General features: G+C 72.2%; 15 protein-coding genes and 1 pseudogene. 10 read left to right on the top strand and 6 right to left on the bottom strand.

Annotation, left to right across the window (positions count from 1 at the left end; all coding sequences use genetic code 11):
• Nucleotides 1–71: 71 nt before the first annotated feature.
• Nucleotides 72–917, top strand: a complete 846-nt coding sequence (locus ACFO4E_RS22895) for a spermidine synthase (RefSeq protein ID WP_378578090.1) — start codon at nt 72–74, stop codon at nt 915–917.
• Between the two features lie 8 nt (nt 918–925).
• On the opposite strand, the gene ACFO4E_RS22890 is transcribed toward ACFO4E_RS22895, so the two are convergent.
• Genes ACFO4E_RS22890 through ACFO4E_RS22880 form a run of 3 tightly spaced genes read right to left on the bottom strand, consistent with a single transcriptional unit; the run spans nt 926 to nt 2,271 of the window.
• The gene (locus tag ACFO4E_RS22890; protein WP_378578088.1) at nt 926–1,096 is read right to left on the bottom strand and encodes a DUF397 domain-containing protein; all 171 of its coding nucleotides are present in this window, start codon (nt 1,094–1,096) and stop codon (nt 926–928) included.
• 57 nt (nt 1,097–1,153) lie between these two features.
• On the bottom strand, nt 1,154–1,336 hold the full coding sequence (locus ACFO4E_RS22885) for a DUF397 domain-containing protein (RefSeq protein ID WP_378578086.1): 183 nt from the start codon (nt 1,334–1,336) through the stop codon (nt 1,154–1,156).
• Complete coding sequence (locus tag ACFO4E_RS22880; protein ID WP_378578084.1) at nt 1,333–2,271, bottom strand: helix-turn-helix domain-containing protein; 939 nt, start codon at nt 2,269–2,271, stop codon at nt 1,333–1,335. The genes ACFO4E_RS22885 and ACFO4E_RS22880 overlap by 4 nt, the downstream gene beginning before the upstream one ends.
• A 144-nt stretch (nt 2,272–2,415) precedes the next feature.
• On the opposite strand from ACFO4E_RS22880, the gene ACFO4E_RS22875 reads away from it, so the two are divergent.
• Entirely contained in the window at nt 2,416–2,841 is a 426-nt protein-coding gene (locus tag ACFO4E_RS22875) for an ATP-binding protein (RefSeq protein ID WP_378578082.1), read from the top strand.
• Nucleotides 2,842–2,921: 80 nt separating this feature from the next.
• Here the strand turns inward: ACFO4E_RS22875 and ACFO4E_RS22870 are convergent, their stop codons facing one another.
• A complete protein-coding gene (locus ACFO4E_RS22870) occupies nt 2,922–3,677 on the bottom strand; it encodes a hypothetical protein (protein ID WP_378578079.1) in 756 nt (251 codons plus the stop codon).
• Between the two features lie 376 nt (nt 3,678–4,053).
• Between ACFO4E_RS22870 and ACFO4E_RS22865 the strand changes: the two genes are divergently transcribed.
• Together ACFO4E_RS22865 and ACFO4E_RS22860 are read left to right on the top strand one after the other, a co-directional pair.
• Nucleotides 4,054–5,001, top strand: a complete 948-nt coding sequence (locus ACFO4E_RS22865; RefSeq protein WP_378578077.1) for a DMT family transporter — start codon at nt 4,054–4,056, stop codon at nt 4,999–5,001.
• Nucleotides 5,002–5,100: 99 nt separating this feature from the next.
• Nucleotides 5,101–6,312: a sensor histidine kinase gene (locus tag ACFO4E_RS22860; protein WP_378578075.1), complete on the top strand. Its 1,212-nt coding sequence runs from the start codon at nt 5,101–5,103 to the stop codon at nt 6,310–6,312.
• Nucleotides 6,313–6,324: 12 nt separating this feature from the next.
• Here ACFO4E_RS22860 and ACFO4E_RS22855 read toward each other — a convergent pair.
• A pseudogene (locus tag ACFO4E_RS22855) lies at nt 6,325–7,522 on the bottom strand (RNA-guided endonuclease InsQ/TnpB family protein); the annotation flags it as partial.
• A 157-nt stretch (nt 7,523–7,679) separates the two neighbouring features.
• Between ACFO4E_RS22855 and ACFO4E_RS22850 the strand changes: the two are divergent.
• From ACFO4E_RS22850 to ACFO4E_RS22825, 6 genes are all read left to right on the top strand, one after another.
• Nucleotides 7,680–8,345, top strand: coding sequence for a response regulator (locus ACFO4E_RS22850; RefSeq protein ID WP_378578073.1), 666 nt, complete (start codon nt 7,680–7,682; stop codon nt 8,343–8,345).
• A gap of 209 nt (nt 8,346–8,554) precedes the next feature.
• Nucleotides 8,555–9,805: a cytochrome ubiquinol oxidase subunit I gene (locus ACFO4E_RS22845; protein WP_378578071.1), complete on the top strand. Its 1,251-nt coding sequence runs from the start codon at nt 8,555–8,557 to the stop codon at nt 9,803–9,805.
• A 26-nt stretch (nt 9,806–9,831) separates the two neighbouring features.
• Nucleotides 9,832–10,857, top strand: coding sequence for a cytochrome d ubiquinol oxidase subunit II (locus tag ACFO4E_RS22840; RefSeq protein WP_378578069.1), 1,026 nt, complete (start codon nt 9,832–9,834; stop codon nt 10,855–10,857).
• Nucleotides 10,858–11,363: 506 nt separating this feature from the next.
• A complete protein-coding gene (locus tag ACFO4E_RS22835) occupies nt 11,364–11,732 on the top strand; it encodes a hypothetical protein (RefSeq protein ID WP_378578068.1) in 369 nt (122 codons plus the stop codon).
• A gap of 85 nt (nt 11,733–11,817) precedes the next feature.
• The gene (locus tag ACFO4E_RS22830; protein WP_378578066.1) at nt 11,818–12,528 is read left to right on the top strand and encodes a TetR/AcrR family transcriptional regulator; all 711 of its coding nucleotides are present in this window, start codon (nt 11,818–11,820) and stop codon (nt 12,526–12,528) included.
• 99 nt (nt 12,529–12,627) lie between these two features.
• Complete coding sequence (locus tag ACFO4E_RS22825; RefSeq protein ID WP_378578064.1) at nt 12,628–13,695, top strand: FkbM family methyltransferase; 1,068 nt, start codon at nt 12,628–12,630, stop codon at nt 13,693–13,695.
• Here the strand turns inward: ACFO4E_RS22825 and ACFO4E_RS22820 are convergent.
• Nucleotides 13,682–14,833: a thiolase C-terminal domain-containing protein gene (locus tag ACFO4E_RS22820; RefSeq protein ID WP_378578062.1), complete on the bottom strand. Its 1,152-nt coding sequence runs from the start codon at nt 14,831–14,833 to the stop codon at nt 13,682–13,684. The two genes, ACFO4E_RS22825 and ACFO4E_RS22820, sit on opposite strands and share 14 nt — an antisense overlap.
• Nucleotides 14,834–14,994: the final 161 nt, after the last annotated feature.

Genomic DNA, 14,994 nt, shown 5'->3' with positions numbered 1-14,994 from the left:
CCGGTGCGCGCGGCCCCATACGGTGGAGACGGAGCGGGCGCGTGCCCGGTGGGCCGGGGATCGGGGGACGCATGCGCCGGCGGAACAGCGACACCAGCACGACCGGTGACAGCCCGGAGGTCGAGCTGATGCGCGACGCCGACCGTCCCGACTCCTGGCTGCTCGTGGTCGGCGGCACCCCGCAGTCGCACGTCGACCTGTCCGACCCCACCTACCTGGACTTCGAGTACATCCGCCGCCTGGGGCACGTGGCCGACCTGATGGCCCCGCCGGGGCAGCCCATCGACGCGCTCCACCTCGGAGCGGGGGCGCTCACCCTGGCCCGCTACATCGCGGCGACCCGACCGGGGTCGCGCCAGCGCGCGGTCGACATCGACGCCCGGCTGGTGGAGCTGGTCCGCGGCTCACTGCCGTGGGACCGCAGGGCCGACATCCGCGTGGGTATCGGGGACGCGCGGACCTGGCTGGAGCAGCGCCGCACGGGATCGGCCGACCTACTGGTGTGCGACGTCTTCGCGGGCGCCCGCACCCCCGCGGCGCTGACCTCGGTGGAGTTCTACACCGAGGCGGCGCGCGTGCTGCGGCCGGGCGGCGTCATCGCCGCCAACGTCGGCGACGGCGGCCGACTCCGGCACACCCGCGCGCAGGTCGCGACGGCGGCGGCCGTGTTCCCATCGGGAGCGCTGATCGCCGAGCCGGGCGTGATGCGCGGCCGCAGGTTCGGCAACCTGGTCCTGGTCGGGTCGGCGGCGGCCCTCCCGGTCGACGACCTCACCCGCCGCGCCCACCGCGACCCCGACATGGCCCGCCTCATCTCAGGCCCCGAACTGGAACGCTTCGCGACCGGCGCCTCCCCGGTCCACGACGCCACAGCCGACGACTCCCCCGCACCCCCGGACGGCGTTTTCGTCCGCTAGGGCACAGGTCACAGCACGTCGATGTCGGACAGAAGAGCCCGCCACTCGGTCGCTGAGAACTCCAACGCGGCGAGCCCCCGGTTCCGCGAGTCCCGCAGGAGGACCGTCGAGCCCTCGGTGACTTCGACGCAGTCGGCGCTCGAACCGCTGTAGCTGGACGTGTGCCATTCGTGAGCCACGAGGTCTCTCCTTGGAGGAGTCCGGGCTGAAAACCGGATACTCGGGATGCCTATGGGTTAGAGCGCGTCGATGTCGGACAGGAGAGCCCGCCACTCCGCTGCGGAGAACTCCAAGGTGGCGAGAGCGCGGTGCTGAGTGTCCCGGATCGCAGCGCCACCGGCGGACGTATAGGCCGCTTCGACGCAGGTGTCGACCTTGCTGTAGCTGGCCTTGTGCCACGTGCTGGCGATGATGTTCATCTGACCTCTTCTCGTGCCTTCTCAATCAGGGAACGTGACGAGTCCGGAGGAAGGGCGATCGCCCGAAGGTCTCCCCAGAGCGAGACGTGCTCTTCCACTGTTTCTCTGGCGACGACCACGCCGCCTATCGCACTGGCTTCCTGGTAGAGCACCATTCCCGCCTCGGGGACCTTCAGGAGGCGGAAGCCTCCGTCGAGGCCGGGATGGTTCCACGTGGGGTGAGGAATGATCAAGATCTCCGCCCTCTCCCACGTCGACACTTCCCTCAGATAGTCCAGTTGCTCCTTCATGGTCTCAGGCGTTCCGAGTAAGCGGTACAGCACGGTCTGATCGAGGACCACCCGGAGGAACGGCGGATCGTCCTTCAACAGGACCGCCTGTCGTTTGCTCCGTGCCCGCGCCTGTGCCTCCACCTCCGCGGTCAAGGCGGTCCGGTCCGCGACCCGGATCACCGCGGACGCGTACCCCTGAGTCTGCAAGATCCCCGGTACCAGCAACGGGTGGTAGTCGTGGATCTCGACCGCCCGTCGTTCCATCTCCGGAACCTTGCGGTACCAGTCGGGCACAAGATGGCCGTCTTGAAGGCTGCGCCAGAGACGGACCAAGTTCCCATCGCCTTTGAGGACCGCATCCAAGCGTTCGGCTTGTTTGAGTTTGACCGTTTTATTCCCCGACTCCACTCCACTGACCGTGGACTGGGCCATCGGTATGGACTTCGCCAGCTGCGTCTGTGAAATTCCAGCCTGGAGGCGCAGCCTCCGCACTTCGTCGCCGAACTTATCGTTACCGCTATCACTTTCTATCGCCACGAACGACCTCCCATCGCGGATCCATTTTTCCATATCCGAGATCAGAGCAGAAGATCCCAGGTGGAAGTGATCGCTGGACCGCCGCGAATCTTCGATGCGAGCATCACTTTCAAGGACATCGAACACGGAAATCGGTCCTCGAATCATGGACAGCCAGGGAGGAAACACCATGAACCACCGGGTCATGCAATCCCACAAATGGGATTCCCGGAAGGCGCGATCGCGGCGAATTCGCCCCTATCTCTTCCGATTCACGGAGGAGTGGTGAGCGTGAAATACGAACAGCGGTTCCCGGGTTGGGCCGACCAGATTCGGAAGGCTCGGGAGTGGACCGAGGACGTCCTGTCCGGCCACCCCGGGTTCGCGATCCCCTCCGACACGATCGCCTCGGCCGTGCTGCTCGTCTCGGAGGCGGCGACGAACGCGATCCGCTACACGGCGAGCGGGCGCGGGGGCGTCTTCACGGTCACTCTGAAGGTGGGCCCCCGGCGGATCACCATCGAGGTCGACGACGAAGGGTGTCCCGCCGGCGGGACACTTCCCTTCATCCGGCCGATCACCCCGATGGCGCAGCACGGGCGGGGCATGACGCTGATCGACTACATCGCCGATACCTGGGGCCCGCTTCCCCACCCCCGCACCGGGGTCGGCTTCACGCTCGTCTGGCGGCCGGATCGGGCGGCGTTCGTCGCCTGATCTTCCGCTCTGGCCTGGGGCCACCGGGGTGCCGGTGCTCCCAGGCCACCGAGGCCACCGAGGCCACCGAGGCCCCAACGTCAGTACGCGGGAAGCTCGTGGTCGAGGAGGAAGGTGAACTCCTTGTTCTGCCGGAGCTGAACGCCGCCGCCGGGGTCGGGGCGGGCGGACATCCCGTGGAGCTTGCCCTCGCGCCACCACAGCAGCTGCTCGACGAAGAGGTCGCCGTCGGCCAGGCTCAGGGCCGTGTTGTACAGGAACGAGATCAGCGGGCGCGACCGCTGGCTGCGCAGCACCGCGTAGAGCAGGACGTTGCTGTTCGGCATCATCAGGATCGCGCCGAACGGCATCGGCTCCCGCACGATCTCGGGCAGCCGCATCACGTGCGCGGCCCCCGGCCAGCCGTCGCCCTTGACGACGTTGATCGACGTGTCCGCGTCCGTCTGGAAGCTCTGGAAGTCGACCGGCTCGTAGGCCATGTTCGCCAGCGCCATGCCCCACAGGTCGGCCTTGGTGCACCCCCACCGGTGCGTGTGCCGCTTGTCGAGCAGCACCGACTTGGAGGGATCGGGCAGCCTGCGCACGATGAGCGCCGTCAGGCCGGGGTTCACCGAATACGCGAGCTTGTCGGTGCCGAGCGTGGAGGGGTCGTTGTTCATGATCACGCGCAGGTTCAGCCGCGCCTCGTCCAGCGACTCGTTCTGGAGCGCCTGGATGTCGATGTGGGGCGTCACCGCGGGCGGCGGCGGGCCCTGGGGCGGATACGGGCCGGGAGGGTAGCCGTTCGGCGGCCCGTAGGGCGGGCCGTACGCGGGACCGTAATGCGGGTGGTTCATCGCTTGACTGGTCGCTCCTGACTGTGGAGAGGGGTCCCGTGAAGGTGGGGATGGAGGGGACATGCCTCATTCGGTTGGACGCACGGCCGCGTGATCGCGTTCCGCTCCCGGGCCGGACGCCGACCGGGGCCACCGGCAGCCGACCGGCCCACCGGCAACGGTCCCGGGACCGGCGCCTGTTAGTCTCGGCCCCATGGTCCACCAGACTCGGCTGTTCGTCACGCCCCCGCCCCGGATCTGACCGGGGCGTCACACCCCGCCGTCCCAACGGCGCGGGCGCGCGGCGTACGAAGCGTACGCGGCGTGTCGACCACATTCGCGTGACGTCCCGGCGCCCACGGTTCCTCCTTTCCGTGCCGACGTCGGAGTCCTTGTCATGTCCCGAACCATCCCGGCCGCTCCGGCCGCCGCCTCGTCCGCGTCCGCGCAGCGGGGCTTCCTCCTGCTCATCACCGCCGGCGTGCTGTGGGGCACCGGCGGGCTCGCCGGCCACCTCCTCCAAGACGTGTCCGGGGTCCCCCCGCTGGCCGTTGCGACCTACCGGCTGCTCCTGGGCGGTCTGATCATCACCGCCTTCCTGGCGGCGTCGGGCCGGCTGCGGCGCCTGCCGGTGACCCGGCCGCTGCTGACGCGCCTCGCGCTGAACGCCGTGCTGCACTCGGTGTTCCAGAGCCTGTACTTCGCCTCGCTCGCGCTGATCCCGGTCGGGCTGGCCACACTCGTCAAGATCGGCAGCGTCCCGGTGTTCGTCGCCGCCGGAATCTGCCTGGCGTCACGGTCCCTGCCCGCACGCCGCCTGGTGGTGTCGGTCCTCCTCGCCGTCGCCGGGCTCGCGCTGCTCGCCGGGTTCCCCGCTACCGACGCGTCGCCCGCCCGCCTCGCCGCCGGCCTGGGCTGCGCACTCGGTGCGGGACTGGTGTTCTCCTTGATGACGCTGGTCAACCGGGTGCCCGTAACGGGACTGGACCCCTTGGTGAACGTGGGCCTGGGCCTGCTCGTCGGCGGGATCCTGCTGGCGCCCGCCGGTGCGGCGGCGGGAACGGCGGTGCCGACCGACGCCGGTTCGCTCAGCCTGCTGGCGTTCCTCGTGCTCGTCCCCACCGCGCTGGCCTATCTCGTGTTCTTCGGTGGGCTGCGCACCGCGTCGGACACGGCCGCCGCCGTGGGCGGCATCGCCGAGCCGCTGACGGCCGCGCTGCTGTCCATGGCGCTGCTCGGCGAGCAGATGACCGCCCTGGGCGTGGTCGGCTCCGTGCTGCTGGTGGCCGCGATGGGCTCCGACGCGGGCGCCCGCGCGATCGCGAGATGGCGGGACCGCCGGTGAAGGCCGGCCGGGGATACTCCGCGGGGAGTATCCCCGGCGCGGGCGGACCCTCCCCGCGGAGGACGCGCCACCACCACCGCGGCGGCGTAACGTCGGAGTGTGACGTCCCGCCCCTCCTTCCTGCCCACCCCCGGCGACGCCGCCGTGGCCGCGGTGGCCGCCGCGGTGGCCGCGGGCTCGTCGCTGTTCGCCGCATACGGGCCCGGCGCGGAGGCCGCACGCCCACTGCTGCCGTGGGGCCTGCTGGTGGTCGCGGTGGCGGTGCTCCCCCTGCTGTGGCGCGAGCGCTTCCCGGTGGCGGCCGCCGTGGTGAGCACCACCGCCTCGACGGTCTACTACCCGATGGCGTTCCCCGACGGCCTGATCCTGGCGGTCGGGGCCTACGCGCTGTTCCGGGCGTCCGTCGACGGCCACCGGTGGCAGGCGTGGCTCCTGGGCCTCACCCAGTTCCTGGTGATCGACGGATGGGAGTCCCTCGCCTACGGCCTGCCCCGGCTGGGGCCGACCCTCGGCATGCTCGCGTGGATGCTCGTGGTCCTCATCTCCGCCGAGGCCGTGCGCAGGCGCAACGAGTACCGCGAGGTCGAGCGCCAGCGGGTCGAGGAGGCCGCCCGCACGCGCGAGGAGGCGATCCGGCGGCACGCCGCCGACGAGCGCGTCCGGCTCGCGCGGGAGGTCCACGACACCGTCGCCCACAACATCTCGCTGATCAACGTGCAGGCCGGAAGCGCGCTGTACCTGATCGACTCCGAACCCGAACGGGCGGCCGAGGCGCTGGCGACCATCAAGCGGACCAGCAAGGAGACCCTGCGCGAGCTGCGTGCCGCGCTGAACGTGCTGCGCGCGGTCGACGAGCAGGCCCCCCGCTCACCCACCCCGGGCCTGGACCGCATCGGAGAGCTGGCCGAGGGGACCCGGGGAGCGGGGATCGCGGTCCGCGTCAGCGAGCAGGGCGACCGCCGCCGGCTGTCGGCCGGCGTCGAATCCGCCGCGTACCGGATCGTCCAGGAGTCGCTGACCAACGCCGTGCGGCACTCCGGCGCGGCGACCGTTACGGTCGACCTGGCGTTCACGGCCGCCGGGCTGTCCGTGGAGGTGCGCGACGACGGCACCGCGGCCTCCGAGGGCTTCGCCCCCGGCAACGGCATCGTGGGGATGCGGGAACGAGCCACGGCCCTGGGCGGCACCCTGGAGGCCGCCCCGCTCCCCGCCGGGGGCTTCGCGGTGCGGGCGGCCCTGCCCGACATCGGCGGCGACCCCCTCGCCGCCCGGCCGGAGCCCGCGGGCTCCCTGGAGAACGGACCGACTTGACGCTCCCCTCCCTGAAGGGAGGGGATTCTTACGGCTCGCGCCGTGAGACTTCCTGCTTCGTCGCCGACTGCCCGCCCGGAGTACTCCGTTGAGGTCTTACACCAGCTCCACAGGCCGACACCGCCCGTCCGGCGGCCAGCACGTTCTTCGCGGCGTTCACGTCCCGGTCGTGGGTCGTACCGCAGTCACACGTCCACTCGCGGACCCTCAGCGGCATCTCGTCCTGCAAGGTGCCACAGCAGGAGCACAGCTTGGACGAGGGGAACCATTGGTCGACGGCGATCACGTCCCGCCCGTACCAGGCTGCCTTGTACTCCAGCATGCACCGGAACTCCGACCACGCCGCGTCGCTGATGGCGCGGGCGAGACTCCGGTTCTTGACCATGGTGCACACGGTCAGGTCCTCGATCACGATCGTTTGGTTCTCACGAACGAGACGAGTGGTCAGCTTGTGCAGGTGGTCACGCCTGCGGTCGGCGATGCGTGCGTAGGTCTTGGCGACCTTCCGGCGTGCTTTCCTTCGGTTGGTGCCCTCGCCCTTGGCCTTTCTCGCCAAGACCCGCTGGGCCTTGGCAAGCCGGGCACGGTCCCTGCGCTCATGGCGGGGGTTGGCGATCTTCTCTCCGGTGGAGAGCGTCAGCAGGTGGTCCAGACCCACATCCACTCCGACCGCGTTCCCGTTCGCGGGGAGCGGCGTGACGGTCGGGTCATCGCACAGCATCGAGACGTACCAGCGTCCGGCCGCGTCCTGCGACACGGTCACCGTGGAGGGCGACGCCCCATCGGGCAGGGGCCTGGACCACACGATGTCCAGCGGCTCACGCATCTTCGCCAAGGTCGGCTTGCCGTCACGGAAACGGAACCCGCTGGTGGTGTACTCGGCGGACTTCCGCGACTTCTTCCGCGACTTGAAGCGCGGGTACCTGGCCCGCTTGCCGAAGAAGCCGGTGAACGCCGCCTGCAAGTGCCGGAGGCACTGCTGCAACGGTACCGACGATACCTCGGAGAGGTAGGCCAGTTCCTCGGTCTTCTTCCACGCCGTCAGCATCGCCGAGGTCTGGTTGTAATTCACCCGCTCCTGCCGCGTCCACGCTTCCGTGCGGGCGGCCAGCGCCAGGTTGTAGACCTTCCGCACGCAGCCGAACGTGCGCGACAGCTCGGCCGCCTGCGCATCGGTCGGATAGAAGCGGTACTTGAACGCCCGCTTCACGCACGTCGTGGTCACGCTCAAAACCAGCGTGGCCACGACTTAAAGATCGAACCTGCGGGTGAGAGCACGGTCTTTCGCCCTGGCGGCGAAACCCCGCTCCGCAGGAGCTGAGATTCCTCCCCGGGCTAAAGCCGGGGTATCCACTCAGGAGGACCTGATGATCCGCGTAGCCCTCGCCGACGACCAGGCCCTGGTCCGCGCCGGCTTCCGCGCGCTGCTCGACAGCGCGCCCGACATCACCGTGGTGGGCGAGGCGGGCGACGGCCAGGAGGCCGTGCGCCTGGCGGCGGCCGAACGGCCCGACGTCGTGCTGATGGACATCAGGATGCCCGTCCTGGACGGCCTGGCCGCCACGAAGCGGATCCTCGCCGACCCCGGTCTCGACGGGGTCCGCATCATCATCCTGACCACCTTCGACCTGGACGAGTACATCTTCGACGCGCTGAGCACCGGCGCCAGCGGGTTCCTCGTGAAGGACACCGAGCCCGAGGACCTGCTCCAAGGGGTGCGCGTGGTGGCGCGCGGCGACGCTCTGCTTTCGCCCAACGTCACCCGGCGGCTGATCGCCGACTACGCGCGCCGGCCGCGCCGGCCGGAGCAGGTGGTGCGGCTGGACGGCCTCACCGAGCGCGAGCGCGAGGTCCTCGCCCTGGTCGGCGCCGGCCTGTCCAACGCCGAGATCGCGGAGCGCCTGGTGGTCAGCCCCGCCACGGCCAAGACCCACGTCAGCCGCGCCATGGTCAAGCTGCGGGTGCGCGACCGCGCCCAGCTCGTGGTGATCGCCTACGAGAGCGGCCTGGTGACACCGGGGTGGGCCGACTGACGCCGGCCGCGGACGGCCCGGCCCCGGGGTGACCCCGGGGCACGGGTCGGGGAGACCCCCGTGGCGGCCCTTACTCCGGGGGGCGTAGGGCGGGGCGGGGGCCCGCCCCGCCGGGGGTAGCGGCGAAGCCTCCCGCTGGACGATGCCCGGGGCATACCGCGGCGGCCAGGATCGGGGCGTCCCCGCCCGCTCCGACCGACGAGGCCCCCATGTTCGACGATCCCCTGCTCTTGGCGCGGCTGCAGTTCGCGTTCACGGCGAGCATCCACTACCTGTTCGTGTCGCTCACCCTGGGGCTGGCCCCGTTCATCCTCGTCGGCCAGCTCCGCGCCGCCCTGCGACGCGACCCGGCGCGCATGCGCGCGGTCCGGTTCTGGGGCGGGCTCTACGTCGTGAACTACGGCATGGGGGTGCTCTCGGGCCTGGTGATGGAGTTGCAGCTCGCCACCAACTGGAGCGGGCTGAGCGACATGTTCGGCTACGCCTTCGGGGCGCCGCTGGCCGTGGAGACGATGGGCGCGTTCTTCGTCGAGTCGACGTTCCTGGGGCTGTGGATCTTCGGCTGGGACCGCATGGGGCGCTGGGCGCACCTGGCCTGCTTCGCCGTCGTGACGGCCACGGCCTACGCCTCCGCCTACTGGGTGCTGGTCGCCAACGGCTTCCTGAAGAACCCGGTCGGGTTCGAGATCAACGACGGGGTCGCCGAGCTGACCGACCCCGTCGCGCTGGCCGCCAACCCGAGCGCGCTGCTGGCGCTGGCCCACGTCGCCAACACCGCGCTGATCGTCGGCTCCCTGGTCGTCGCGGCCGTCAGCGCCTACCACCTGGCGCACCGCAACGATCCGGACGGCATGTTCGGCCGCGGGATCCGCAGCGCCACCTCGGTGTTCGCCGTGGCCGTCTTCCCGGCGGCGATGAGCGGCGGTTTCCAGTTCTCCCTCTTCGGGCAGGACCCGCCCACGAGCGGGCTGACCTACACCGCCGAGGAGATCGCGGCCATCGAGGGCGCCTATGAGCAGGCGGGCGGCATCGCCGGCGGCATCGGCGTCGCCGGCGAGGTCCTGATGCTGCTGAGCTGGCAGCTGATGATGGTGCTGGCCCTGGTCATGGTGGTCGTGCGGCTCTCCCGCGGGATCGACCGGTGGCGGTGGTTCCTGTGGCCGGTGGTGTTCACGCCGTTCCTGCCCTACCTGGCGAGCATCGGCGGCTGGGTCTTCCGCGAGACCGGCCGCCAGCCGTGGGCGGTCGTGCACCACCTGACCACCGCCGATGCGATGACCGACCTGACCCCGGGGATGGCCGCGGTGTCGTTCTCGATGTTCACCGCGGCCTTCACCGCCCTGGCTGCGGTCACCTTCTGGCTGCTGGTGCGCTTCGCCCGGCGCGGCCCCGACGGCGGCCCGCTCGCCCCGGCGCCCGATCCCGATGCCGCCCCCACCCCTCCCTGCCACACCTACTAGCCGGCTTCCCCCAAGGAGACGACCTCATGGAGACCCTCGCCGTACTCTTCCTCACCGGCCTGGTGGTGGGCTACTTCGTGCTCGCGGGGTGCGACATCGGGCTGGGGATGCTGATGCCCTACCTGGCCCGGACGCCCGCGGACCGGCAGCGGACCGTCTCGGCGATCGCCCCCTACTTCCTCGGCTCGGAGGTGTGGCTCGTCGGTGCCGTAGGGGTGCTCGCCGGGCTGTTCCCCGAGCTGAAGAGCGAGGTGATCGTGCAATTGTGGCCGGTGTTGACCGCTCTGCTCGCCGGTTGGCTGCTGCGCGACGCCGGGCTGTGGTTCCGCGGCCGGGTCGACGCCGCCGCCTGGCGCCACGTGTGGGACACCGCGATCACCGCCGGCAGCTGGCTGCTGGCGGTGTGCTGGGGGCTGGTGGTCGGCGGGCTGCTGGCTGGCGGTGCGCCGCGGGGCCCGTTCGCCCTGCTGTGCGCGGCGGTGGTGGTGTCGCTGTTCGCGCTGCGCGGCGCCGCGTTCGGAGCCGAGCGCCTGGTGCCGGCGCCCGGAACGGAGCCGCCGGGCCCGTGGGGGGCGCCGCCTGCGGTGGCCGTGCGCGGGGTCGCCGTGGCCCGGCGGTCCGGGCCGGCGGTGAACACGGCGGTGAACACGGCCGAGTGCGCTGATGTCGCGGGCCAGGTCACCCGCGTGCTCGCCCGGGTGGCGCTGGCGGGGACCGTCCTGGCCGCGGGCGCGGCACTGCTGCCGGGGGCGGCGGCGGTGGACCGCCCGCAGGCCGCGGTGGCCGCCGCGGTGGTCGTGGCCGCCGCCGCGGGGGCGACGGCGGGCCTCTCAGGGCCGCGGCTGTCGCGGCACACCTCGGCGGTGGCGATCGGGGTGCCGCCGCTGCTGGTCGCGACCGCGGTGGAGCTGCCGGTCGTGGCGGCCCCGGCGGGCACGCTCGCGCTGGTGGCGTTCGCGCTGGCTCCCATGGTGCCGGTGATGGTCGCGGGGCAGGTGTGGCTGTACCGGATGCTGCGCAGGCCCGCACCGGTGTCGGGCTTCTTCGCCTGAGCAACGCCGGAGCGGGTTGCGGGGCCGGCCACGGCGATTGGTGATCTTCCATCGCGGGAATCCCCACCTGAGTGCCGGGAACGCGCCCCGCGCGGTGCCCGTGCCGCGTGTCGCAATCGAGGAGGGACCATGACCCAGTCCGTGCCCGCTCCCCCCGCGCCCGGCGGCTGCAGCTGCGGCTCCGGCTGCGGATGCGGCTGCCAGAGTGGCGGTTCGTGCAGCTGCGGCGGAAGCTGCGGCTGACACCGTCGCAGATCCCCTCAGGTGACCGCCCCGGCGGTCTCCGGCTCCATCGCAAGGGCCGCCCCCGCGCCCCCGGGGCGGCCCTTGCCCGTGCTCCGGCCGCCGGCCGGACGGCGCCCGTCCGACCGGTGGCGCCGGCGGGCGGCCGAAGCATTCGGGGCCGAATTGCCGTCACCCGACTTCAACAATCAGTGACTTAACATATACTCTGAGTAGTCAGTGGTTGGAGTCGGAGCGGCCCCGTGCGGCGAGGGGGAATACCGATGTCGGTCTCGGACATGTTCGCGTCCTCGACGGGACGCCTCGACGACCACCAGCGCCTCCGCCTCTATGTCGAGGGCATCCGCGATCGCGCCGACAAGGCCGTGCCGTGGGCCCCCGACACCGTCGGCATCCCCCCGCAGGCCGGGGAGAACGCCCTGTTGCGCATCAACGACGTCGCGTTCTACGCCAACGCGCGCGACGAGGTCACCGCGTTCGCCGACTTCTGCCTCAGCCTGCTCGACCTGCACCACCCCCGCGACTGCGGCGGCGTGTCCAGCGGCGATGCCCCGTCGGCGCTGCGCTGCCACTCCTGCATGCTGCGCTGGCCGTGCCCGTCGGTACGCGAGATGGCGCGGCTGCTCACCTGAGGGGCGCGCCACTGCGTGGCTCCCCCGTACGGCACGGCCCGCGCGGCCGAACAAGCGATTGGACGCTGCGGCCATAATGGCGAGGGTGAGTACCAACAGCCACGACACCACCGCGGGCTCCGGCGGGGCGCCGGGCCCGGCCGGCGCGGGCGCCCCGCGCAAGCGCGGCCGCGCCCGGCAGGCGTCCGCCCTGGCCTCCGAGCGCCGCGGCAACCTGGTCCGGCTCGCCGCCGAGCTCTTCGCCCAGAAGGGCTTCCAGGCGACCACGGTCCGCGAGATCGCCGACGAGGCGGGCATCCTCTCCGGGAGCCTCTACCACCACTTCGACTCCAAGGAATCGATCGTCGACGAGGTGCTGTCCTCGTTCCTCGACGAACTCCTGCGCGACTACCAGGCGGCCGTCGCCGAGGGGGGCTCCCCCGACGACGTCCTGGCCCGGCTCATCCGGGCCGCCTACCGGTCGCTCAAGCCCCACCGCGCCGCGATCACCGTGGTCCAGAACGACTGGAACTACCTGCGGCAGTTCCCGCGGTTCGACTACCTCGGCACCGTCGAGGAGCAGATCCAGGGGATCTGGATCGACGTCATCACCCGGGGCCAGGCCGCCGGGGCCTTCCGCACCGACCTCGACGCCAAGCTCACCTACCGGATGATCCGCGACACCATCTGGGTGACGGTGCGCTGGTACCGCCCGGAAGGGGCGCTGACCACCGACGACCTCGCCGGGCACTTCATGCGGGTCCTGTTCGACGGGATCAGCCTGGGCGAACGCACCACCTCGCCCGCCGGGCGCTGACGGGGCCCGACGGCCGCCGCGCGCGTGGCGGCGCGCGCGCGGCACCGCGCAGGGCTAACCTGGCCACGCCCAGCACCCACGCCGTCACGGAGGGCGGTCATGGCCCAGCGCACCACCGACACCCCGGAAGACCCCCCGGCACCGGACGCCGCCGCGCCCGCCGCCGGTGACGTCCGCGCCGGTACGAGAGCCGCGGCCTCCGTTGACTTCCGCGCGACGGCCACCGGCCGGCGGCAGAGCTGGCTCGGCATGAAGAAGCACGTCAAGCGGGTGCTGGGCTGGCGGCTGCCGAACCTGGCGATGCGCGCGGCCGTGGGCGTGGCGGCACCGGGGCTGCGCGGCACCGGCCGGCTCCCGGTCCCGGCCGCGATCCGGGAGGTCACCGGGTACGTGGACGGCGCCGAATACGTCATGCTGCACCCCGCGCGGTGCGTGGTGGCCAAGGAGCTGTACTGGGGCCGGGGCCGCCGCCCGCAGGCCGCCGACGACTTCGCCCTGCGCGTGTTCGCCGCCGCGGCGCGCCGCGCGGACGTCGCGTTCGACATCGGCGCCTACACCGGGCTGTTCACCCTGGCCGGCACCGCCGTGAACCCGCGGCTGCGGGCGCACGCCTTCGAGATCGTGCCCGAGGTCTACGGCACGCTGTTCGACAACTGCGTCCGCAACCGGGTGCTGCACCGCACGACCCTGCACCACGTGGGGCTCGGCGACCCCGGCTCGTCCATCGCGCTGCCCGCGCGCTCCGGCGGCTCGGCCCTGCCGTGCTTCTACTCCACGCGGCTGGCCTTCGACGACGGCGTGCCCGTGGAGGTGGCCGCCCTGGACTCCTTCACCGGGCGGGTGCCCCCGGGGTCGGCGGTGGTGATGAAGGTCGACGTAGAGGGCACCGAGGCGGCGGTGTTCGGGCACGGGCGCGGCTTCCTCGCCGAGCACCGGCCCGACATCGTGTGCGAGGTCCTGCCCGGCGCCGACACCGGGGCACTGACCGCCCTGCTGGAACCCCTCGGCTACCGCTTCCACCTGATCGGCGACCACGCGCTCGCCCAGGCGGGCCCGCTCACCGCCCACGATCGGTTCCGCGACTGGTTCCTCACCCCGCGCTCGCGCGCCGGCGTCGAGGAGCTGGGCGTGCCGGTGGCCGGGGCGTCCCCGCTCACCCCGCCGTGAGGATCGCCGCGCTGCCGTAGGCCCCGCCGAACCCGGTGCACAGCGCCACGCCGGCCCCGGGGACCTGCACGGTGCCCTGGCCCCGCAACTGCCGCACGGCCTCGGCCACGTTGTTGAGGCCGTGCACGTACCCCTCGGACAGCAGCCCGCCGTGGGGGTTGACCGGCACGCCACCGCCGCCCGCCTCCACCGCGCCGCCGCGCAGGGCCGCGGACAGGTCCGCGGCCCGCAGCAGCCCGAAGTCGGTGAGCTGGCGCGGGACGAGGAACGAATAGGCGTCGTAGAGCAGCGCGACGTCGACGTCCGAGGGCCGCATCCCGGCGGCCCGGTAGACGAGCGGCCCGATGTGGCCGGAGAACACCGACGCGAGGTCGGGGCTGCGGTCGGGGCGGGCGTGGCCGGGCCGGCCGCCGCGCACCACCGCGCGCACCCGGGGAGCGCCCGCCGCCATGGGGCGGTCCGCCGAGGTGAGCACCAGGGCGCAGGCGCCATCGGTCTCCTGGCAGCAATCGGCCCGGCGCAGCGGATCGGCGACCATGGGGCTGTTCAGGTAGGACTCCGGGGTCAGCGGCTCGCGCCGCAGCGCGCGGGGGTTGGCGGCCGCGTGCCGCCGCGAGGCGGCGACGACGGCGCCCAGGTCGTCTTCGGTGAGCCCGGTGTCGTACAGGTAGCGGCGGGCGGCGAGGGCGAACCAGGGCACGGGCCCCACCACCCCGTAGGGCGCGGTGAACTGCTGCTCGACGCCGTCGCCGAGGCGGAGCGCGGACCGGTTCAGGCGCCGGCCCGACCGGCCGTTGAGGGCGCGGTGGACGAGCACGGTCTCGGCCTGCCCGGTGGCGATGAGCATGGCGGCGTCGCCGAGGATCGACGCGCACTGGCTGCCGCCGCCGTAGACGTCGTTGTGCCAGCCCAGACGGGTCATGCCGAGGACGCGCGCGAGGTCGGTCGCCGGCGCGGAATCGCCGAGGTGGTAGCCGAGGACGGCGTCGACGGCGTCGGGTCCGATGCCGGAGTCGGCCAGCGCCGCGGCGGCGGCGTCGGCGGCGAGGGCGAGTTCGGTGCGGCCGGAGGAGCGGGTGAGCGGGGTCATCCCGATGCCGGTGATGGCGGCGCGGTCGGCGATCCCGTCGCGGCGCATGGGGCTCCCGGGCGCGTGGGGACGCCGCCCACCGGAGGCGGGGCGCGATCCGCCTCCGGCAGGTGACGCGTTCTCCTGCCTGCCGCCCGGCGCGCCCGGGGAGACGTGGTCTCTCCGGGTGGTACCGCCGGGCTTGGGCTCTGCTCCAGACCGTAATACTG

Origin of the sequence: Nocardiopsis mangrovi, from assembly GCF_042653925.1 — a bacterium.
Taxonomy (GTDB): domain Bacteria; phylum Actinomycetota; class Actinomycetes; order Streptosporangiales; family Streptosporangiaceae; genus Nocardiopsis_B; species Nocardiopsis_B mangrovi.
Note: the sequence above shows the minus strand (reverse complement) of the source record. Positions and strands in the feature narration are given on the sequence as shown.